The organism is Pseudomonas sp. PD9R, assembly GCF_019200975.1.
Taxonomy (GTDB): Bacteria; Pseudomonadota; Gammaproteobacteria; order Pseudomonadales; family Pseudomonadaceae; genus Aquipseudomonas.
Window position 1 is genome coordinate 1 of sequence record NZ_JAHTMR010000030.1, and the last position, 20,955, is coordinate 20,955.

At 57.5% G+C, this 20,955-nt stretch carries 15 protein-coding genes, 4 tRNA genes, 2 pseudogenes and 1 riboswitch; of the genes and pseudogenes, 4 read left to right on the forward strand and 17 right to left on the reverse strand.

Going from position 1 to position 20,955, the window contains the following annotated elements; translation table 11 throughout:
- Positions 1–201 (forward strand): annotated as a pseudogene (locus KUF73_RS30225) (hypothetical protein); the annotation flags it as partial.
- A gap of 274 nt (positions 202–475) precedes the next feature.
- Here KUF73_RS30225 and KUF73_RS30230 read toward each other — a convergent pair.
- Positions 476–552: transfer RNA gene (locus KUF73_RS30230), tRNA-Arg, on the reverse strand.
- A 589-nt stretch (positions 553–1,141) separates the two neighbouring features.
- Here KUF73_RS30230 and KUF73_RS30235 point away from each other — a divergent pair.
- Positions 1,142–1,468 (forward strand): Arc family DNA-binding protein, encoded by a 327-nt coding sequence (locus tag KUF73_RS30235; protein ID WP_003178899.1) that lies wholly within the window; start codon positions 1,142–1,144, stop codon positions 1,466–1,468.
- 129 nt (positions 1,469–1,597) lie between these two features.
- Here the strand turns inward: KUF73_RS30235 and ltrA are convergent.
- Both ltrA and mgtE read right to left on the reverse strand, forming a co-directional pair.
- A pseudogene (ltrA, locus tag KUF73_RS30240) lies at positions 1,598–3,017 on the reverse strand (group II intron reverse transcriptase/maturase).
- Between the two features lie 469 nt (positions 3,018–3,486).
- Positions 3,487–4,929 carry a magnesium transporter gene (mgtE, locus tag KUF73_RS30245; protein ID WP_218441611.1) on the reverse strand — a complete coding sequence of 481 codons (1,443 nt, stop codon included), beginning with the start codon at positions 4,927–4,929 and terminating at the stop codon, positions 3,487–3,489.
- A gap of 321 nt (positions 4,930–5,250) precedes the next feature.
- Here mgtE and KUF73_RS30250 point away from each other — a divergent pair, with 321 nt between their 5' ends.
- Positions 5,251–5,769 carry a DUF4947 domain-containing protein gene (locus tag KUF73_RS30250; protein WP_218441612.1) on the forward strand — a complete coding sequence of 173 codons (519 nt, stop codon included), beginning with the start codon at positions 5,251–5,253 and terminating at the stop codon, positions 5,767–5,769.
- A 19-nt stretch (positions 5,770–5,788) separates the two neighbouring features.
- On the opposite strand, the gene KUF73_RS30255 is transcribed toward KUF73_RS30250, so the two are convergent.
- From KUF73_RS30255 to ltaE, 7 genes are all read right to left on the reverse strand, one after another.
- Positions 5,789–5,865 (reverse strand) — tRNA-Arg (locus tag KUF73_RS30255).
- Positions 5,866–5,936: 71 nt separating this feature from the next.
- Positions 5,937–6,013: transfer RNA gene (locus tag KUF73_RS30260), tRNA-Arg, on the reverse strand.
- A gap of 108 nt (positions 6,014–6,121) precedes the next feature.
- Positions 6,122–6,212: transfer RNA gene (locus KUF73_RS30265), tRNA-Ser, on the reverse strand.
- A 62-nt stretch (positions 6,213–6,274) separates the two neighbouring features.
- Positions 6,275–6,463: a carbon storage regulator CsrA gene (gene csrA, locus KUF73_RS30270; protein ID WP_002554426.1), complete on the reverse strand. Its 189-nt coding sequence runs from the start codon at positions 6,461–6,463 to the stop codon at positions 6,275–6,277.
- 187 nt (positions 6,464–6,650) lie between these two features.
- Entirely contained in the window at positions 6,651–7,892 is a 1,242-nt protein-coding gene (locus KUF73_RS30275) for an aspartate kinase (protein ID WP_218441613.1), read from the reverse strand.
- A 91-nt stretch (positions 7,893–7,983) separates the two neighbouring features.
- Positions 7,984–10,608: an alanine--tRNA ligase gene (gene alaS, locus KUF73_RS30280; protein WP_218441614.1), complete on the reverse strand. Its 2,625-nt coding sequence runs from the start codon at positions 10,606–10,608 to the stop codon at positions 7,984–7,986.
- Between the two features lie 146 nt (positions 10,609–10,754).
- On the reverse strand, positions 10,755–11,759 hold the full coding sequence (gene ltaE, locus KUF73_RS30285; RefSeq protein WP_218441615.1) for a low-specificity L-threonine aldolase: 1,005 nt from the start codon (positions 11,757–11,759) through the stop codon (positions 10,755–10,757).
- A 195-nt stretch (positions 11,760–11,954) separates the two neighbouring features.
- Positions 11,955–12,125, forward strand: a riboswitch (FMN riboswitch).
- Positions 12,126–12,228: 103 nt separating this feature from the next.
- On the opposite strand from ltaE, the gene KUF73_RS30290 reads away from it, so the two are divergent.
- Positions 12,229–12,738: a 6,7-dimethyl-8-ribityllumazine synthase gene (locus tag KUF73_RS30290; protein ID WP_218441616.1), complete on the forward strand. Its 510-nt coding sequence runs from the start codon at positions 12,229–12,231 to the stop codon at positions 12,736–12,738.
- A gap of 128 nt (positions 12,739–12,866) precedes the next feature.
- Here the strand turns inward: KUF73_RS30290 and astE are convergent, their stop codons facing one another.
- The 7 genes from astE to KUF73_RS30325 all read right to left on the reverse strand — a co-directional run bounded on the left by astE (position 12,867) and on the right by KUF73_RS30325 (position 20,738).
- Positions 12,867–13,877, reverse strand: a complete 1,011-nt coding sequence (gene astE / locus KUF73_RS30295) for a succinylglutamate desuccinylase (protein WP_218441617.1) — start codon at positions 13,875–13,877, stop codon at positions 12,867–12,869.
- 12 nt (positions 13,878–13,889) lie between these two features.
- Complete coding sequence (locus KUF73_RS30300; protein WP_128605655.1) at positions 13,890–14,177, reverse strand: topoisomerase II; 288 nt, start codon at positions 14,175–14,177, stop codon at positions 13,890–13,892.
- A gap of 61 nt (positions 14,178–14,238) precedes the next feature.
- A complete protein-coding gene (gene astB, locus KUF73_RS30305; protein WP_218441618.1) occupies positions 14,239–15,585 on the reverse strand; it encodes an N-succinylarginine dihydrolase in 1,347 nt (448 codons plus the stop codon).
- A 139-nt stretch (positions 15,586–15,724) separates the two neighbouring features.
- Positions 15,725–17,191: a succinylglutamate-semialdehyde dehydrogenase gene (gene astD, locus KUF73_RS30310; protein WP_371135575.1), complete on the reverse strand. Its 1,467-nt coding sequence runs from the start codon at positions 17,189–17,191 to the stop codon at positions 15,725–15,727.
- On the reverse strand, positions 17,191–18,216 hold the full coding sequence (astA, locus tag KUF73_RS30315) for an arginine N-succinyltransferase (protein WP_218441619.1): 1,026 nt from the start codon (positions 18,214–18,216) through the stop codon (positions 17,191–17,193). The genes astD and astA overlap by 1 nt, the downstream gene beginning before the upstream one ends.
- A gap of 84 nt (positions 18,217–18,300) precedes the next feature.
- A complete protein-coding gene (gene aruF / locus KUF73_RS30320; protein ID WP_218441620.1) occupies positions 18,301–19,320 on the reverse strand; it encodes an arginine/ornithine succinyltransferase subunit alpha in 1,020 nt (339 codons plus the stop codon).
- Positions 19,321–19,517: 197 nt separating this feature from the next.
- The gene (locus KUF73_RS30325; RefSeq protein ID WP_218441621.1) at positions 19,518–20,738 is read right to left on the reverse strand and encodes an aspartate aminotransferase family protein; all 1,221 of its coding nucleotides are present in this window, start codon (positions 20,736–20,738) and stop codon (positions 19,518–19,520) included.
- Between the last annotated feature and the right edge of the window lie 217 nt (positions 20,739–20,955).

Genomic DNA, 20,955 nt, shown 5'->3' on the forward strand with positions numbered 1-20,955 from the left:
TTAAGATCTTTCGTCTCAACCGAGGCGCGCATTCTACAGCAGCCTCATTTGCTGTCAAGTGGTTATTTTCAGAAGCTTTCAAAACTTCCTGAACAACTTCAACCACTTGCGCTTCAGATCTCTCGTCAGCGGGAGGCGAATTCTACAGCGTTACTCGCTGCTGTCAACACCTCTTTTTCAACTTCCTTTTGGCTTCGATGACCTGAAGCAACTTGCTGCCGAAAACTACGTAACTCTTTGTTTACCAAGGAGTTTTCCGTTTCGACTGCGCCGGAAGTGGGGCGAATTATAGGCCTCCAGAATCTGCCGTCAAGCACTGATTTGGTTTTTCTATCAATAATCTATAGGTAACCGCAAAAAGTCCTCTCGGTCTTCATCTATATAGATGAAGAGATGAATCCAACACGAGAAATAACAAAGCAATCACCTGGAAAGGACCGCTAAGAAGAGAGGAAAAGGGATGCAAAGAAAGATATGGTGTCCCAGGGCAGGTTCGAACTGCCAACCTTCCCCTTAGGAGGGGGATGCTCTATCCAATTGAGCTACTGAGACACAAACTGCCCACGTGAATACGTGGAACAATGGACGGCGAGCATGGTAACGGGCAAGCATGCCTTTGTCATGTCGTCCTTAGGCTTTTTAAGTGTAGGCAGATGCGTCGAAGAATCGCCAAATTTACCAATCGAGCCAAAACCAAGACCCGCAAACCCTCCTGGCGCGGGCCAGATCGTGATGCCCACCAAGCAATTCAACGCGCCATCCATCCTAAACAGCCCAGACCACGAACCTTCCCCTAGTAAATCGGCCAATTGCCACTATCCTGTATTGGTAAGGCACAGCTGATTGGCATGGCACGCCCTCTTGATTTTCTTGACACCGACTGTCGACTGAGGACGCGGCCAACGAAACCGGCCATGACACTCCTTTCCAAACCAGTCCGCATTTCTGATAATTGGTGCTGGCATAAAGCCTTTATCCAGTTCAATATTTGTCACAGAATTGACGCCAATGAACTGGCTGTTTTGAGGCATGATGCGGGCCTCTATCAATTCAGGTTGAACATTTGGCCAGAGCGCTTGTCCTATCAGACATCCTGCGGTCAATCCCGAAAACCGCTCCCCTGAACTAACCGGTTAAATATATGCGCCCATTGAAACAGGCAATTTATTCCAGCCGTACGGCTGACAAGTTCGTCGTACGTCTGCCAGACGGAATGCGTGAACGCATTGCCGAGGTGGCTCGCAATCATCACCGCAGCATGAATTCCGAAATCATTGCGCGCCTTGAGCAGAGCCTTATTCAGGAAGGTGCACTGGGCGAAGAATTAAGCATGCGCCTCGACAGCCCAGAGCTGTCACTTCACGAGCGTGAATTGCTACAGCGCTTTCGCCAGCTATCCCACCGCCAGCAAAACGCACTCGTTTCGCTGATTGCCCACGATGCTGAAATGGCGGCAGACGCCTCCTAACTCACGCAGAGAAGCCCAAGCCAGCTTAATCGCTGGCTTTTTTTTGCTCGAAATTCGGATCGAGTAGGAGGCGGATTTACATCCGCCGTCCTCTCACACCACCGTACGTACGGATCCGTATACGGCGGTTCAAGCTATGCGGTTAAGCCGGTTTATCGTATCCAGTACCGAGACTAGTCCAAGTTGATCCCATAGTTTCTTCGGCAACGCCTGATTCATATGAGATGCCCCTGAGCTCCACCATGGGCCGCGGCCATTGAAAGCTGATTTGCAGGCGCGTGCTTCGCTAAGCCCCAGACGCATCAGGTTACTCGCCCTCGTTGAGGGCTGCTTCCATTGCCGCCAGACGACACAGCGAAGCTTGCGACGCACCCAGCCGTCAATTTCCTCAAGTGGCCGTTTGCTTTGACTTAGCTTGAAGTAGCCTGCCCAGCCACGCAGCACTGGGTTTATCCGCTCGATGACACTCGCCATCTTGCGGCCCCGCGCTCCGCGCAGCAGGTCTCTGAGTCGGTCGCGCAAGCGACGCAGGCTCATGCTCGCCACTCTCAGCCTCGGCTGTTGATGCCAGCTCATCCCATAACCCAGATAATCACAGCCCCAAGGCCGTGCCACTCGACTCTTTTCCCGGTTCAGCGTCAGTTTCAGACGCTGGCTCAGGAAGCGCTCAGCTCTAGCCATCACTCGTTCGCCCGCATGGCAACTACGCACATAGATGTTCGCATCGTCGGCATAGCGCACGAAGCGATGACCCCGTCGTTCCAGCTCGCGGTCGAGTTCGTTGAGCAGGATGTTCGACAGCAACGGCGAGAGGGCCGCCTTGCGGCGTCCCTTCTTGCCGTCGGCTGACGAGTCCACCTGACATCGTTCCCACTTCGAGATATCGGCGGATCAGCCTGAGCACTCGTTTGTCGTCGACTTGACGCTCTATATGGGCCATCAAAACGTCGTGGTTAACTCGATCAAAGAACTTTTCAAGATCAAGTTCCACGCACCAGCGGTGTCCCGCCGCCACATGGCCGCGAGCGGTTTCGATGGCTTGATGAGCGCTTCTGCCCGGACGGAAGCCGTAGCTGTAATCCGAGAACAGTGGGTCGAAGATCGGCGTGAGCTGTTGCAACAGTGCCTGTTGGATCAGGCGATCCACGACACAGGGGATTCCCAGCTGTCTTGTTTCGCCTTTGGGTTTTGGGATTTCGACGGCACGTACACCTTGCGGGTGATACTCGCCGGCCAGCAACCGAGCCTTGAGGATCGGCCAATACTGTTTCACGTGGTCCGCCAATTCGTCGACCGTCATGCCATCGGCACCCGGTGCGCCCTTGTTGCTGACCACGCGGTGATACGCACGCTTAAGGTTAGCCGGTGCAAGCACCCGCGCCATCAGCGTGTCCGGCTCCGCGTTCGTCCACGTCACAGACGCCGCTGATACCTGTGCGCTGTCAGCCGTCATCCTCGGACTCTGTCCGGGACTCGGAGTAACAGTCTTCTCTGGGAGAAATTTCTGCATTTCGGTATTCCACGAGACTCTGACGCCTACTGGCGGCATAATCTGTTCGGCCCTTGGTGACGGAGTTACTCGTCACTTACTACGGCCTCGGCTGACTTCTGCACGCTCATCCCGTCGCCTCTCGACGCTCGGTAGCACAGTGGCAAACGTGCAGATCTCCCAGGGTAATTCGCGCGACCTTCCTGCTTATGCCTGTCGGATCTACGTCACAGCGTCCGTGCAAGTATTGGGCTTTGAGGAAACATGCCCCCTTACCCCGCTGCGCCGCCTCTATCCGCTTCCTGTTCGTCAGGCCAGCATTTTGCCTCGGGCTTCCTTCAGATTCGCAGTCACCCGCGACACCCTTGCCTCTGGCTAACACTTCCCCTTGCCGGGTGTGTAGAGGACTTGCACCTCCAAGTCACCAGCGTGGCCACCACAGCCGAACTGGTTGCGCTTACGCGCAACGCGCCATGCCTGGCGCACATATAAAAAAACCCGCCGGATGGCGGGTTTTGACACAAGACACTCAGAGCAAGAAGATTGTTGCCAAGCCAAGGAAGATAAAGAACCCACCACTATCAGTCACTGCAGTGATCATTACGCTGGCACCCATTGCTGGATCGCGCCCTAGTCGCGCCAATGTCATCGGGATCAAAACCCCCATTAACGCCGCAAGCAACAAATTGAGGGTCATTGCAGCGGTCATCACTACCCCCAAAGACCAGCTGCCATAAAGCAGATAAGCAACGACCCCGATCACACCGCCCCAGACAACGCCATTAATCAGGGCAACTGCCAACTCCTTACGCATCAGTCGCGAAGTATTGCCGGTACTCACCTGATCCAGCGCCATAGCCCGAACAATCATAGTGATGGTCTGGTTACCGGAGTTTCCACCAATACCCGCCACGATCGGCATCAAAGCCGCAAGCGCAACCAGCTTCTCGATGGAACCTTCGAACAAACCAATTACCCTCGATGCGACGAATGCAGTGATCAAGTTCACCGCCAGCCAGGCCCAACGGTTACGCAGGGACTTCCAGACTGACGCAAAAATGTCTTCTTCTTCTCGCAGACCCGCCATGTTGAGAACTTCGTTTTCGCTCTCTTCACGAATCAGGTCGACCATTTCATCGATTGTCAGACGACCAATAAGCTTGCCGTTTTTGTCTACGACGGGCGCAGAAATCAAGTCGTAACGTTCAAACGCCTGAGCCGCATCGTAAGCCTCCTCGTCGGGATGAAAACTTACTGGATCGCTAGCCATTACCTCCGAAACTTGTTTATCCGGATCATTGACCAGCAGGCGCTTGATCGGCAACACCCCCTTGAGGACGCCGTCGTAATCAACCACAAACAGTTTGTCGGTATGGCCAGGCAGCTCCTTGAGGCGCCGCAGGTAGCGCAGAACCACTTCGAGACTGACGTCCTCACGGATAGTCACCATCTCGAAGTCCATCAGCGCACCGACCTGATCCTCGTCATAGGACAACGCGGAGCGAACACGCTCACGCTGCTGCCCATCGAGGGTTTCCATCAATTCGTGAACGACATCTCGCGGCAGCTCGGAGGCCAGGTCAGCCAGCTCATCCGCATCCATGTCCTTGGCCGCAGCCAAGAGCTCGTGATCGTCCATGTCGGCGATCAGGGTTTCACGAACCGAGTCGGATACTTCGAGAAGAATGTCGCCGTCGCGATCAGCCTTGACCAATTGCCAGAGCGTCAGACGATCGTCCAGTGGCAAGGCTTCAAGAATATAGGCGACGTCGGCGGAGTGCAGATCATCGAGCTTGCGCTGCAACTCGACGAGGTTCTGCCGGTGAACCAGGTTCTCGACCCGGTCATGATGCGCGCCTTCCTGGCGATGAGTCAGGTCTTCAACCACTCGCTGACGCTGCAACAGCTCAACAACTTGAGCGAGGCGGTCCTGCAAGCTTTCCTGCGTTTTCTTTACTTCAACTTCAGACATAGGCGAACTCCACTCCCAGCAGCGGGGCACGCCGGAAGGATCAATCAGTCAATTCATGATTGGAAAAACGGGGTATTGAGTAACTACTGGGTAAGTCCATGGAGATATTCCACAAGCCCCGGCGGGGCTGACGGGCGCAATGATACACCGCCTGACGGTTTTAAATGTTAAAAAATCGCGGCTGAAACAAGCGCTTGCGAGACAAACCTGAGCGCTGTCCTGATGCTTAAAACTGCGACGACTTATCCTGAAAAGAAAACACACTAGCAGCCAAAACTACAGGAACTACTCTTGATTAGGAGCCGTCATGGAGGACGTCGAATGCCATCGAGAACATCCCGCTTACCGCTGATCACCCTACTCTGCCTACCGCTTGCGGCGCCTGCCGCGACCATTCACCGCTGCGAGGCGCCTGGCGGACACATCACATTCACCACAATGAGCTGCGCTAGTGATGAAACCCTTTCAAGCCAGGAAGTGCATGCTTACTTGCCTGGAACGACGATCGCTCTTATGCCAGAAGCCATTCGCAAAGAAACATCAGGTATGAAAATCAAACGCCGCGATCCGACAATCGTCGGCCAGTCAGAAGACAAATGTGGAAATCAGCTCAGCGCCAGTGAACGTCGCCAAGCAATCATCAATCAGCGTGTTGTCGCCGGAATGACCACGCAAGACGTAGAAAGCGCCTTGGGCAAACCAGACAGGATTAGCGTCAGGAATTCGAGCACGAGTTACCGCTATGAGACCAAGCGAGTTCGGAGTGCGAACATAGAGTTCGATGAGAGAGGATGCACGAAAGGAAAAGCCAAATCCCAGACGGCAAAAAGCCCGCATTAAATGCGGGCTTTCTGTTGTATGGTGCACTCGACAGGATTCGAACCTGTGACCGCTCGGTTCGTAGCCGAGTACTCTATCCAGCTGAGCTACGAGTGCATTTGTGTTTTTATACCAGATCACAACTGGTTGAAGCCAAGTCATTTACATCACTGCAAACAACTCTTAAATGGTGCACTCGACAGGATTCGAACCTGTGACCGCTCGGTTCGTAGCCGAGTACTCTATCCAGCTGAGCTACGAGTGCATTTGTTGCCGCGCATTATAGGCCGTTCAATCTGTTTGTAAAGCGCTTTTTTCTAGTAATTTCAACAACTTACCGAAGAAGCCAGATTACAACGTACTACGCAAATAATGGCGGAGAACGGGGGATTCGAACCCCCGACACCCTTTTGAGGTGTACTCCCTTAGCAGGGGAGCGCCTTCGGCCACTCGGCCAGCTCTCCGCAACACGGGGCGTATCTTAACCAACCTTTTCCCCGTTTGCAAACATAAAAAACGATAAAAATTAATGGCTTGGTTCTTCGTCCTTCTCTTTCTTTATACGCAGGTAAATTTCCTCACGGTGGACCGCAACCTCTTTCGGGGCGTTGACACCGATACGCACTTGATTTCCTTTGACGCCGAGCACGGTCACGGTGATTTCGCCATCACCGATAATCAGGCTTTCTGCGCACCGACGAGTCAGAATCAGCATACCTATCTCCTCACGCATTTCATTTCAGGGACAACAGTCTGCAAAAAAAAGGCACTCGACCTACAACCAAATTGGTCGTAGTCCTACATGCCTGAGTATTGACTAGCGCGAGCAAAAGAACAGCTTCGGGGTCGCGCCTTTCAAAAAAACAAAGGGCGCGGTCAGACCGCGCCCTTTGGCAAACGCATCACTCTCCCTGGCGGGCCGGTGCGTCCAGTTCGAAAGCTGTGTGCAGGGCGCGCACAGCCAGCTCCAGGTACTTCTCTTCGATCACTACGGAGACTTTGATTTCCGAAGTCGAGATCATCTGGATGTTGATGCTTTCCTTGGCCAGGGATTCGAACATGCGGCTGGCTACGCCTGCGTGAGAGCGCATGCCAACGCCGACGATCGATACCTTGGCGATCTTGATGTCGCCAACCACTTCACGGGCACCGATCTCACGAGCAGTGTTTTCCAGCACGGTTTGCGCTGCCTGGAAGTCGTTGCGGTGCACGGTAAAAGTGAAGTCGGTGGTGTTATCGTGCGCAACGTTCTGCACGATCATGTCGACTTCGATGTTCGCGGCGCTGATCGGGCCAAGAATCTTGAACGCAACGCCCGGGGTGTCTGGCACGCCACGGATGGTCAGCTTGGCTTCATCGCGGTTGAAAGCGATGCCGGAAATGATCGGCTGTTCCATGGTTTCCTCTTCATCAATAGTAATGAGGGTACCCGGACCCTCCTTGAAGCTGTGCAGTACGCGCAGCGGAACGTTGTACTTGCCGGCGAATTCCACCGCACGGATCTGCAACACCTTGGAACCGAGGCTGGCCATTTCCAGCATCTCTTCGAAGGTAATCTTGTCCAGGCGCTGAGCCACGGACACGACGCGCGGGTCAGTGGTGTAGACGCCGTCGACATCGGTGTAGATCTGGCACTCGTCAGCCTTCAAGGCTGCCGCCAGCGCCACGCCGGTGGTGTCGGAACCGCCACGGCCGAGAGTGGTGATGTTGCCGTGCTCGTCGACACCCTGGAAACCAGCGACAACCACCACACGACCAGCCTTCAGATCACCGCGAATCTTCTGGTCATCAATCTGCAAGATACGCGCTTTATTGTGCGCGCTATCCGTCAGAATCCGTACCTGATTGCCGGTGTAGGACACCGCTGGCACTCCGCGCTTCATCAACGCCATGGCCAACAGGGCAATCGTTACCTGCTCACCGGTGGAAACGATCACATCCAGTTCACGAGGAACGGGTTGGTCATCGCCACTGATTTGCTTGGCCAGATCGATCAGACGGTTGGTTTCGCCGCTCATTGCAGACAACACAACCACCAGGTCATCGCCGGCATCGCGGAATTTCTTAACCTTGTCGGCGACCTGCTCGATTCTCTCGACAGTGCCGACCGAGGTGCCTCCAAATTTCTGTACGATCAAAGCCATTTCAAAGCCGCCTCTGCCCATGAAGGGCGCCCAAATAATCACTCAAACAGCGTTCCGGCCCACCACTAGACTGCGAGCCGGAAGCACTGCCTTATAAACCCTGCTCTACAAATGGAACGGTCAGCGCCAGTGCTGCATCCAGTGCGCCAGCGTCGGTACCGCCGCCTTGCGCCATGTCTGGACGACCACCGCCCTTCCCGCCCACTGCCGCAGCGGCTTGCTTCATCAAATCACCGGCTTTGAGTTGGCCAGTCAGGTCTTTGGTTACGCCTGCAACCAGAACGACCTTTTCCTCATGGACACTGCCGAGCAGGATCACTGCGCGGCCGAGTTTGTTTTTCAGTTGATCGACCAGCGCCAACAGCGCTTTGCCGTCCTGACCGTCCAGACGCACGGCCAGCACTTTCACGCCTTTGACGTCCTGGGCTTGCGCCGACAGATCGTCGCCCGCCGCACTGGCTGCCTTGGCCTGCAACTGCTCGAGTTGCTTCTCCAGCAGACGGTTGCGCTCCAGCACAGCCGACAGCTTGTCGATCAGGTTGTCGCGGCTGCCCTTGACCAGGTTGGCCGCTTCCTTGAGTTGTTCTTCTGCCGCGTTCAAGTAGGCCAGCGCCGCAGCACCGGTGACTGCCTCGATACGACGCACACCCGAAGCCACACCGCCTTCGCTGATGATTTTCAACAGGCCGATGTCGCCGGTGCGGTTGGCGTGGATACCGCCGCACAGCTCGACGGAGAAATCGCCGCCCATGCTCAGCACTCGCACGTTGTCGCCGTACTTCTCGCCGAACAGCGCCATGGCGCCTTTCTGTTTGGCGGTTTCGATATCCGTTTCTTCGGTTTCAACGGCGGAGTTCTTGCGAATCTCGGCGTTGACGATTTCTTCCAGTTGCTTCAACTGCTCAGGCTTGATCGCTTCGAAGTGACTGAAGTCAAAGCGTAGGCGCTGACTGTCGACCAACGATCCTTTCTGCTGAACGTGATCGCCCAGCACCTGACGCAACGCGGCGTGCAGCAAGTGAGTCGCCGAGTGGTTAAGCGAGGTGGCATGACGCACGTCAGCCTCGACGTGAGTTTCCACCGGTGCGCCGATCATCAGGCTGCCCGAAGCCAGCACGCCGTGGTGCAGGAACGCGCCGCCGGTCTTGGTGGTGTCACGTACATCGAAACGCGAAGTACCGGCTTGCAGATAACCGCAGTCACCGATCTGACCACCGGATTCAGCATAGAAAGGCGTCTGGTTCAGAACGACCACGCCCTCTTCGCCTTCACTCAATACGTCTACCGATTGGCCGTCCTTATACAGGGCAACAACTTTCGCCGAACCGCTGGTGGCGTGGTAACCGGTGAACTCGGTGGCTACATCAACCTTGACCAGGCTGTTGTAGTCCATGCCGAAAGAGCTGGCCGAACGGGCACGAACGCGCTGGGCTTCCATTTCGCGCTCGAAGCCTTCTTCGTCGATGGTCAGACTGCGCTCGCGAGCGATGTCGCCAGTCAGGTCCATCGGGAAACCGTAGGTGTCGTAGAGTTTGAACACTACATCGCCCGGCACCACGTCACCTTTGAGCTCGGCCAAATCCTGCTCGAGAATTTTCAGGCCCTGTTCCAGGGTTTTGGCGAACTGCTCTTCTTCAGCTTTCAGCACGCGCTCGATGTGAGCCTGCTGGGACTTCAACTCAGGGAACGCTTCGCCCATCTCGGCGACGAGGGCCGCAACGATCTGGTAGAAGAAGCTGCCCTTGGCGCCCAACTTGTTGCCATGACGGCAAGCGCGGCGAATGATCCGGCGCAGGACGTAGCCGCGACCTTCATTGGACGGCAGCACGCCGTCTGCAATCAGGAAACCGCAGGAACGAATGTGGTCAGCCACGACTTTCAGGGAGGCCTGAGCGTCGTTGGTGCAACCGATGGCCTTGGCCGATGCGCTCAGCAAGCTCTGGAAAAGGTCGATTTCATAGTTCGAGTGAACGTGCTGCAGCACGGCACTGATCCGCTCCAGGCCCATGCCGGTGTCTACCGAAGGCGCTGGCAGCGGGTGCAACACGCCATCGGCGGTGCGGTTGAACTGCATGAACACGTTGTTCCAGATTTCGATGTAACGGTCACCGTCTTCTTCCGGCGAGCCCGGTGGGCCGCCCCAGATGTCAGCGCCGTGATCGTAGAAAATCTCGGTGCAAGGACCGCACGGGCCGGTATCGCCCATGGTCCAGAAGTTGTCGGAAGCGTACGGCGCGCCTTTGTTGTCGCCGATGCGAACCATGCGCTCGGCGGGAACGCCGATTTCCTTGGTCCAGATGTCGTACGCTTCGTCATCGCTGGCGTAAACAGTGACCCAGAGCTTTTCCTTCGGCAGGTTCAGCCATTTGTCGGAAGTCAGGAAGTTCCAGGCGTAGGTGATAGCGTCACGCTTGAAGTAATCACCGAAGCTGAAGTTACCCAGCATTTCGAAGAATGTGTGGTGACGAGCGGTATAACCGACATTTTCCAGGTCGTTGTGCTTGCCGCCTGCGCGCACGCATTTCTGGCTGCTGACCGCGCGGGTGTACGCGCGTTTTTCCTGGCCCAGGAAGCAGTCCTTGAACTGGTTCATCCCCGCGTTGGTGAACAGCAGGGTTGGGTCGTTGCCCGGAATCAAAGAGCTGGAGGCTACACGGGTGTGGCCTTGCTCTTCGAAGAAGCGAAGGAAGGCTTCACGGATTTCTGCGCTTTTCATTAGGTTCTTCCACGGAGGCTGCGGCCAAAGGCCTGTTCGAAACGTCAACAGACGAAGCGACGGCAAAGGGCCGCATTATATCGGCCCTGCGCGCGGGGTACAGCGTGTTTATACGATAGAAACGGTCAATTGGGCCGCTAACGCTATCACTTGCGAGAAAAGTCGACGAATGTCGCGACGACCTGCTCGATTTGCCCACGGCTCACGTCCATGTGCGTGACCATGCGCAGACGCGCGGCGGCACTGAGTTTGATCCCGCGCTCAGCGGCGAACGCTTTGATCGCCTCGGCCTTGTCACCCATGGTCACGTAAACCATGTTGGTCTGCACCGGCTCGACCTCATAACCCGCCGCACGCAGGCCTTCGGCCAGCAATTGTGCATTGGCATGGTCATCGGCCAGACGCTGCACGTTGTGCTCCAGCGCATACAGACCTGCCGCCGCCAGAATCCCGGCCTGGCGCATGCCGCCGCCGACCATCTTGCGCAGACGGCGCGCCTTGCCAATCAATTCCACCGAGCCGCACAGCACCGAACCGACCGGCGCGCCCAAGCCTTTGGACAGGCAAACCGAAACCGAATCGAAATGTTGAGTGATTTCCCGGGCATCAACCCCGAGCTTGATCGCTGCGTTGTACAACCGCGCGCCGTCAAGATGCAGTTGCAGGCCATGTTCGCGGGTAAAGCTTCGGACCTTGGCCAGGTATTCCAAAGGCAGGACCTTGCCCTGCATGGTGTTTTCCAGCGCCAGCAAGCGCGTACGGGCGAAGTGGAAGTCGTCCGGCTTGATCGCAGCGGAAACCTGCACCAGGTCCAGCGAACCATCGGCCTGCACTTCCAGCGGCTGCGGCTGGATCGAGCCGAGCACTGCCGCACCACCACCTTCGTACTTATAGGTGTGCGCTTGCTGACCGACGATGTATTCGTCGCCGCGCTCGCAATGCGCCATCAAACCTAGCAAATTGCTCATGGTGCCGGTTGGGACAAACAGTGCAGCAGCGAAACCAAGCCGCTTGGCCAGTTCCGCCTCCAGACGATTGACCGTCGGATCTTCGCCATAAACATCGTCACCGGTGGCCGCAGCAGTCATCGCGTCGAGCATACCGGCTGTGGGTTGGGTGACTGTGTCGCTGCGAAGATCGATAACGCTCATGAATCTGGCCTCGGTAAACAGGGGAAATCCCTTTCAGAAAGAATTACTGCGGCCATGCCGACGAATAATCAACCCTTGAGTAAGGAAAAGACGGGTTAATCCAACAAAAAACTCGATGACAATCATCTGAAAGCATCAATGCGCAGGTAAGAAATATGTGTTAAAAACGCTGCGCCGCCAAACAATCTGGTGGCAAAACGTTCTCAGGGCGGGGTGCAACTCCCCACCGGCGGTAATTGCGCGCAATGCGCATAGCCCGCGAGCGCTTGGTGACAGCACCGCTTCGGCGGTAACTGGCAGCAAGGTCAGCAGACCCGGTGTGATTCCGGGGCCGACGGTCATAGTCCGGATGAAGAGAGAACGGGATTAGCGCCAAAGGGCCGTCCGCAGGCATTCGTGCGAGCGAGCGTACCCTTAAATCCCATTCGATTCATAACGCCCTGTTTTTCACACAAACAGGAGTCAGAACATGCAACCCACCGCAATCGACAGCAAAAGCAAAAACCACCAGGGCGAGCGCGTTGCGTTCATCCAGGCCTGCTGGCACAAAGACATTGTTGATCAGAGCCGTAAAGGCTTCGTCGCCGAAATGATTGCCCAGGGTTATCAAGAGTCTGACATCGACTTCTTCGAAGTCGGCGGTGCCTTTGAAATGCCCTTGCACGCCAAGTTGCTAGCCAAGACCGGTCGTTATGCCGGCATCGTCGCGGCAGCCCTCGTGGTGGACGGCGGGATCTACCGTCACGAATTCGTCGCCCAGTCGGTGGTTAGCGGCCTGATGCAGGTTCAATTGGAAACCGAAGTGCCAGTGTTCTCGGTGTCTCTGACCCCGCACCACTTCCATGCCGGCGAAGAGCACCACAAATTCTTCTTCGAGCATTTCCTGCATAAAGGCCAGGAAGCGGCGAAGACTTGTGCGGATACGCTGCACAAGATGCGGGCGCTGCGTCGTAGTGAGCCGCGCGCGCTAGCTGTCTGACACAGACTTGAACCTGTAGGAGCTGTCGAGTGAAACGAGGCTGCGATCTTTTGATCTCGATCTTAAAAATCAAAAGATCGCAGCCTTCGGCAGCTCCTACAGAGTTTTACTTCAGCCCAAAATAGTGGTCAGGCCAGGTTTTCGTCGGTGGTCGGTACGATCAGGATGCCGGCGCGCAGGCCGTTCTTCACCTTGGGGTTCGGGAAAATGATCCGGGCGCCCACTTCCTCGATGATCCAGCGGGTATTGGCGATGTCTTCCGCCAGCAAATAACCCACATCAAGCTCTGAAAAATTTTCGATGTCCGCCGGCAGGTTCAGGCGGAAGCTATCGCTGTGCTTGATGATTTCCCGCGCCACGCTGAACAACTGCAAACCGTCCAGCGCCTCTTCCGTCAGTTCCGGCTCAGTGCCTTCGATGATCTGCTTCAGGCGAGTTTCCAACCGCGAGACGTTAACCCCGTCGTTCTGCCCAAACGGCCGCGCCTTGCCCAGTTCGAGGGTGAAAGCCTCGGCACCGAGCTTGTCGTAGGTGTAGGAACTGAAAACGATGGAAGGTTTATTCTGCAACAGCACCGCTTCCATGCCCGCAGCCCGCAGACGAGCCAGTTCCTGGCGTGAGTGCTGGCGACCGTCCTTCCACGGATACAACGCAAACTGCTCGATTTTCGAGCCGCGAATGGCCGTGTGCAGGTCGTAGTGCAGACGATCACGGTCCGGCAGGCTGAAAAAGCTCGCCGCCAAGCGCTCCAACTCACAAGCGCGCAGGGCTTCGGAACCGCTGGTTTGTTCGTGACGACCATTGAACAGCCGATTGACGTCCTGCTCGACGAAACGCTCGCCCTTGCGAATCGCTTCGGGGTTGCCGAACAGGAACAGAATACGTGCGCGCGGTTTCAGATCGCCGCGGGCGATGTCATGCAACAGGCGATCGAGCAACTCGATCGGCGCTGTTTCGTTGCCATGGATACCGGCCGATAGCAGCAGGTCCAGGCCATTGTCGCGAGCTTCAGGTGGCCGGACTTCCAGCGCACCTTCGCTCAACCAGCGCATCCGCACGCCTTCGACAGTCAGTTGAGTCTTCTCCGCCGGTTCGCGGCCGGCGAGGGTCAGTTCAAGCAGTTTGCCGAGGGCGAGCATAGAACGGTTTCCTTAGTGGTCGTGATTGCAATCCGGGCCGTGAACGTGGTCTTCGTCGCCGACTTCAGCCGGTTCCATTTCCAGTTGCAGACTTACCAGATTAGTCGCCAATGGGCGCAGCAGCAGATTGGCGTACTCAGCGTCGCCTTCTTCGACGTCCACGCCGATCAGCAATTGGCCGCGGCCATCGTGCTGGATCCACAGCTCTTTGCCTTGCCACATGACCGCAACGCGGGTGCAGGAGGTTTCCAGTTGCGTGCCGTCGGTGTCTTCAAGGATCAGCTGCAGGGTATCGCTCATGTTTTTACGCTCTCATTTGAGATGAAGCAGCGCGCTGTCGTGGCCGAGAGCGCGCCGTCGATCAATTGATCTGGAATGGATAAACCGCGCCCAGTTTAAGGATTTGCGTCAGTTCATCCAGTGCCGTCCGGCACTCAAGCAGCAATTGCGGGTCCGCGAGATCGTTTTCGGTCATGCGGTCGCGGTAGTGCTTGTCGACCCATTCGGTCAATGTGCCGTACAACGGCGCCGTCATGATAACGCCTTGATTGACCGCCGCCAGTTCGGTTTCGTTGAGTGCGACACGCAACCGCAGGCAAGCCGGGCCGCCCCCGTTCTGCATACTTTGCTTGAGATCGAAGACTTTCACTTCACGGATCAGGCCGCCGGAGCTGGTCAAACCCTGCAGGTATTGCCAGACACGCTCGTTGCCACGGCATTCTTCCGGCACGATCAACAGCATGGAGCCGTCTGGACGCGTCAGCAGTTGGCTATTGAACAAGTAGGACCGAACCGCGTCTTCAACACTAACCGCAGAACGCGGTACGCAAACCGATTGAAATTTCCCACCGACTTTGGCGAGTTTGCTCTGCAATTCGGCAAGCATTTGCTCGGTCTCGAGGAATGCGTCCTCGTGATAGAACAACACTTCGCCGTTACCCACCGCGATCACGTCGTTATGGAAAACGCCCTGATCGATCACCGACGGGTTCTGCTGCGCGTAGACCACGCCGTCATCACTCAAACCGTGCAGACGAGCAACAGCCTGGGACGCTTCGAGGGTCTGGCGTGCCGGGTACTTCTGCGGTGCCGGGTAGCGCGTGTCGAACGCACTGCGACCGAAGACAAAGAATTCGACGCCGGCTTCACCGTATTCACGGCAGAAGCGGGTGTGGTTGGCTGCGCCTTCGTCACCGAACTGCGCCACAGCGGGCAACGCGGCATGGTGAGCAAAGTGTTTCTGATCGGCGAACATCGCCCCCAGCACGCGACTGGTGGTCGGGTGTTCGATGCTGCGGTGGTATTTGCAGTTGAGGTTGGCGGCGGTGAAATGCACGCGGCCGTCTGCAGTGTCGGCGCTCGGGCTAACAGTAGCGGCGTTGGCCACCCACATGCTCGATGCCGAGCAACTGGCGACCAGCAACGGCATTGCTTCTTTGGCGGCGCGCTCGATGACTTGAGCGTCAGTGCCACCGAAACCCAGGCGACGCAGCGCGGCAACATCGGGGCGCTCTTGTGGTGCGAGAACGCCTTGCTGAAAGCCCATTTCCATCAGCGCTTTCATTTTTGCCAGGCCTTGCAACGCAGCTTCCTTCGGGTTCGAAGACTGCTGGCTGTTGCTCTGGGACGCGACGTTGCCGTAGGACAGGCCGCCGTAGTTATGGGTCGGCCCCACTAGACCGTCAAAATTGACTTCATAGGATTTCATCAGCGAGGCTCCACGAGAATCTGTTGTTATAGGCTTCGGGTAACAATTCAGTGCGACCGCGTCGCGGCCTTCGCGGGCAAGCCTCTCTCCTACAGGTTCGATGGAGTCCGTAGGAGCGAGGCTTGCCCGAGAATGGGCATCACGCCATCTTCACGCCCGGCGTCAAGGCAGCAGGCAATACCAGGTTCGGGGTTTCCAGCGAGGCCACCGGGTATGCGCAGTAATCCGCCGCGTAATAAGCGCTGGCGCGATGGTTGCCCGAGGCACCGACGCCGCCAAATGGCGCGCTGCTCGCAGCACCGGTCAACTGCTTGTTCCAGTTGACGATCCCGGCGCGGCTTTCCAGCCAGAATTGCTGATAACGCGCTTCAGAATCGGACAGCAGGCCAGCAGCCAGACCGTACTCGGTGTCATTGGCTTCAGCGATTGCCGCTTCAAAGTCAGCGTAGCGGATCACTTGCAGCAGCGGGCCGAACAGTTCTTCGTCCGGGCGATCTGCCACGGCGGTCACGTCCAGAATGCCAGGGGTCAGCAACGCGGCTTGCGCCTGAGGCTGGGTCATTTCCAGTAACGAAACCGCACCATTCGCCAGCAAATGCTCCTGAGCATCCATTAGAGCTTTGGCAGCACCAAGGGAAACCACTGACCCCATGAACGGTTGCGGTTGCTGATCGAAAGCACCGACCTCTATGGTCGAGCTCACTGCCACCAGACGCGCCAGCAGAGCGTCACCCCAGGCGCCTTGCGGCACCAACAGGCGGCGGGCACAGGTGCAACGCTGACCGGCAGAAATGAATGCCGACTGAATGATGGTGTAAACAGCCGCATCGAGGTCTGCAACCTGATCAACCACCAGCGGGTTATTGCCGCCCATTTCCAGCGCAAGAATCTTGTCCGGGCGACCGGCGAACTGCTGGTGCAGGTGATTGCCGGTGCGGCTCGAACCGGTGAAGAACAGACCATCGATACCCGGGTTCGCCGCCAGGGCGATGCCGGTTTCGCGCGCGCCTTGCAGCAGGTTCAACACACCGGCCGGCAGACCGGCTTCGATCCAGCACTTGACCGTCAGTTCGGCGACTTTCGGCGTCAGCTCACTCGGCTTGAACAATACGCTGTTACCGGCCAGCAACGCCGGCACGATGTGGCCGTTGGGCAAGTGCCCAGGGAAGTTGTAAGGCCCGAACACCGCTACCACACCGTGTGGTTTGTGGCGCAGCACGGCGGTGGAGTCACCCAGTGGGCCGCTCTTCTCGCCAGTACGTTCGCGGTAGCTTTGCACCGAAATCGCAATCTTGTTGACCATGCTGGTGACTTCGGTCGCCGCTTCCCAGAGCGGTTTACCGGTTTCCTCACCAATGGTGCGAGCCAGTTCGTCAGCGTTGTTTTTCAATGCAGCAGCAAAGGCTTCCAGCACCGAGATACGTTCTTCCAGGGTCCGACGCGCCCAACTTGGGAACGCCTGACGTGCCGCTTGCACGGCCGACTCAACTTGAGCGGCGGTAGCGCCTTCGCCAGACCACAGCACTTGCTGGGTCACCGGGTTCAGCGATTCAAAAGCGTCGCCCTGACCGGCCAACCATTCACCTGCAACGTATAGCGACTTCATTATTTCGACTCCCGGGCAGCAGACAACGGAACGGCGCGTACCTGATCGCCGGCGTTGAGTTGAAGACGTTTGGCGGTCAGCGGGTCGACCACCAGCGTACCGGCGGCGAAGCGCGCGGGTGCGGCAGTGATCCGGCAGTCTTCGCGCTTGCGGTTGTGAATAATGAATGGCGTGGCGTCGTCACCCGGCGTGCCGATGGCCAGCACCAGCGCCTGGCTGTCACGCACTGCACGGATCTTGGCGGTTTCGCACTCGATGGCCGGGCCGGCGTCGAAGATGTCGACGTAGCCTTGATAGCTGAAGCCTTCGCTCTTGAGCATCGACAGTGCCGGCTCGGTGTCCGGGTGAACCTGACCGATGACGTTGCGCGCGTCCGGTGAGAGGAAGCAGGTATACAGCGGGAATTTCGGCATCAATTCGGCGATGAACGCCTTGTTGCCCACGCCGGTCAAGTAATCAGCCTGGCTGAATTCCATCTTGAAAAAGTGCCGGCCCAGACTTTCCCAGAATGGCGACCGTCCTGCTTCATCGGACACGCCGCGCATCTCGGCAATGATCTTGTTGCCGAACAGTTGCGGGAACTCGGCGATGAACAGCATCCGCGCCTTGGACAGCATGCGGCCGTTGAGGCCACTGCGGTAATCGGCGTGCAGGAACAGCGAGCACAATTCAGAGTTGCCCGTCAGGTCGTTGGCCAGGAACAGCGTCGGAATCTCGCGATAGATATTCAGCTCTTGCGAAGCGCTGACGGTCAAACCAACGCGGAAGTTATACCAGGGCTCACGCAAGCCGACAGCGCCGGCGATGGCGGAAATACCCACCACGCGACCATCGTCGTCTTCGAGCACGAACAGGTAGTCCGCATCGCCCCGCCCGGCTTCGCCGCGGAAAGTCTTCTCGGCCCAGCCGACCCGATGGGCCAGACGCTCTTCGTTGGCCGGCAAGGTAGTCAGGCCGGTGCCAGTGCTGCGGGCCAGGTCGATCAGAGCGGGTAAATCGCTGCTGCGTACGGGACGAACGATCATGCTATCTCCTCAAACGGGCCGCTTGCGCCACCCGTGAAACTTCGCTGCTTTCCAGGCAATCAATCAGGCCTGCTTTTCTAAGCGTCAAACCGCGACCAGGCGCACGCTGGCACCTTCACCGACGCCCAGGGCTTCGGCCGCTTCCAGATCCAGGGTCACGGGTTTGCCCGGCGCGTAGTCGAGCTCGAGCAATACCGCGCGGTAATCCTGCAACTGGGCGTTCGCCACCAGGTACTGACGCCCCGCGCCTTTGACCGGCTCACCGATTTTCACTGGCACCACACGACTCTGGGCGATCGAACGGATCCCCGAGACGCGGGCGTGCAGAGTCGGGCCGCCGTCGAAAATGTCGATGTAGTGGTCAGTTTCGAAGCCTTCGCGCATCAGGATGTCGAAGGTGATCTGCGCACGAGGGTGCACCTGGCCCATGGCTTCCTGAGCGGAGTCCGGCAGCAGCGGCACGTAGATCGGGTAATGCGGCATCAGTTCGGCAAGGAAGGTCCGGCTCTTCAGGCCGCACAAACGCTCGGCTTCAGCGTAGTTGAGGTCGAAGAAGTTACGACCGATGGCATCCCAGAAGGGTGAATCGCCATTTTCATCGCTGTAACCGACAATTTCGGTCACCACGGAATCGGCAAAACGCTCCGGATGGCTGGCCACGAACAGCAGGCGGCCGCGGGAGTTGAGTTCCGCCCATGGCGAACCCACCAGCTCGCGCTGCACATAGAAACTGGTCAGCAAGCTGTTACCGGTCAGGTCGTGGCACTGCGAAAGCACGTGAATCTTGTTATGAATCTTCAGCTCGCGAGAGGCGTGCACGAAGGTTTCATTACGGAAGCTGTAGAACGGCTCCGAATAACCAGCGGAGGCAACGATCGCCGAGCAGCCCACCAGTTTGCCGGTGGCGGAATCTTCGAGGACGAAGAAGTAGCTCTCTTCACCGTTGAAGCTGACTTCAGCAGAGAACGAGGCTTCGCTCGCGGCGATCTTGTCGCTCAGGCGTTCAACGTCATCCGGCAAGGAAGTGACACCAATCGGGCTATCCGCAGCCAGACGCTGTACCTCGCCCAGATCAGCCATTTGCGCGGGGCGCATCACCAGCATGGTGTCACTCCTTTTTTAAAAACTCTTTGAGGAAAATAAGCCAGACCCTTGTAGGAGCGAAGCTTGCTCGCGAAGGTGTGTCAGTCGACATCACTGTGGCTGACACACCTTCGCGAGCAAGCTTCGCTCCTACAGAAAAGCAGGTCCGGCATAAAAATTGGGTTCGACGCCTGAAAAGCCAGGCGTCGAAGGGACTATCAGGCTTGAGTCAGGTTTGCCGCGGCGCGCTCGAAACGATCCAGACCGGCATCGATATCGGCATCTTCCACCACCAGGCTCGGGGCGAAGCGAATCACGTCCGGGCCAGCTTGCAGAATCATCAGGCCTTCTTTTTCAGCGGCGTTGAAGATGTCTTTAGCCTTGCCTTTCCAGGCATCGCTCAGCACGCAACCGATCAACAAGCCCAGACCACGCACCTCAGTGAACAGGCCGTATTTCTCGCCGATCTGTTCCAGACGAGCCTTGAACTTATCGTGCTTGGCGTTAACGCCAGCCAGCACTTCAGGGGTGTTGATCACGCCGATCACGGCTTCGGCGACAGCGCACGCCAGCGGGTTGCCGCCGTAAGTGGTGCCGTGAGTGCCAACAACCAAATGTTTGGCCAGCGCTTCGGTGGTCAGCATCGCTGCGATCGGGAAGCCACCGCCCAGGCTCTTGGCGCTGGTCAGGATGTCCGGGGTGACGCCATAGTGCTGGTAGGCGAACAGCTTGCCGCTGCGGCCCATGCCGGTTTGCACTTCGTCGAACACCAGCAGCGCGTTGTGTTCGTTGCACAGTTCACGGGCACCTTGCAGGTAAGCCAGCTCGGCCGGCAGTACGCCGCCCTCGCCCTGAATCGGCTCCAGCACCACGGCGCAGGTCTTGTCGGAAACGGCGGCTTTCAAAGCGGCCAGATCGTTGTAAGGAACGTGGGTAATGCCGGTAATTTTAGGACCGAAACCGTCGGAGTATTTCGACTGACCGCCGACGTTTACGGTGAACAAGGTACGACCATGGAAGCTGTTCAGTGCGGCGATGATTTCGTACTTCTCGCTGCCGAAACGGTCGAACGCGACGCGACGGGCCAGCTTGAAGGCGGCCTCGTTGGCTTCGGCGCCGGAGTTGCAGAAGAACACGCGCTCGGCAAAGGTCGCGTCGATCAGCTTATGGGCCAGGCGCAAGGCCGGCTCATTGGTGAACACGTTGGACACATGCCAGAGCTTGTTGGCCTGCTCGGTCAAGGCACCGACCAGCGCCGGGTGCGCATGGCCCAATACGTTAACGGCAATCCCGCCCGCGAAGTCGATCAGCTCGCGGCCAGACTGGTCCCAGACGCGGGAGCCTGCGCCACGCACTGGAATGAAAGCGGCAGGCGCGTAGTTGGGAACCATTACCTGGTCGAAATCGGCGCGTTGTACCGCAGCGTGCTCAACGGACATCGGAGTCTCCTGAAGAGGAACACTCGCCGGAAACTGGCGAGCGATGGGGGGATTGTAAGGACAGTTTTCAGCTCGGCCTTGCCGCCAAGCGACAACTTCTTATAGCGCAAACCCCGGTTTTTCCCGGGTTTACGGCAATGCGACATATAGGGTCGCAAAGGCGCAGTTTAACTGGCCGCGAGCGTTTGCGGCAGGCTTGCTCCGTTGTAACCCATGC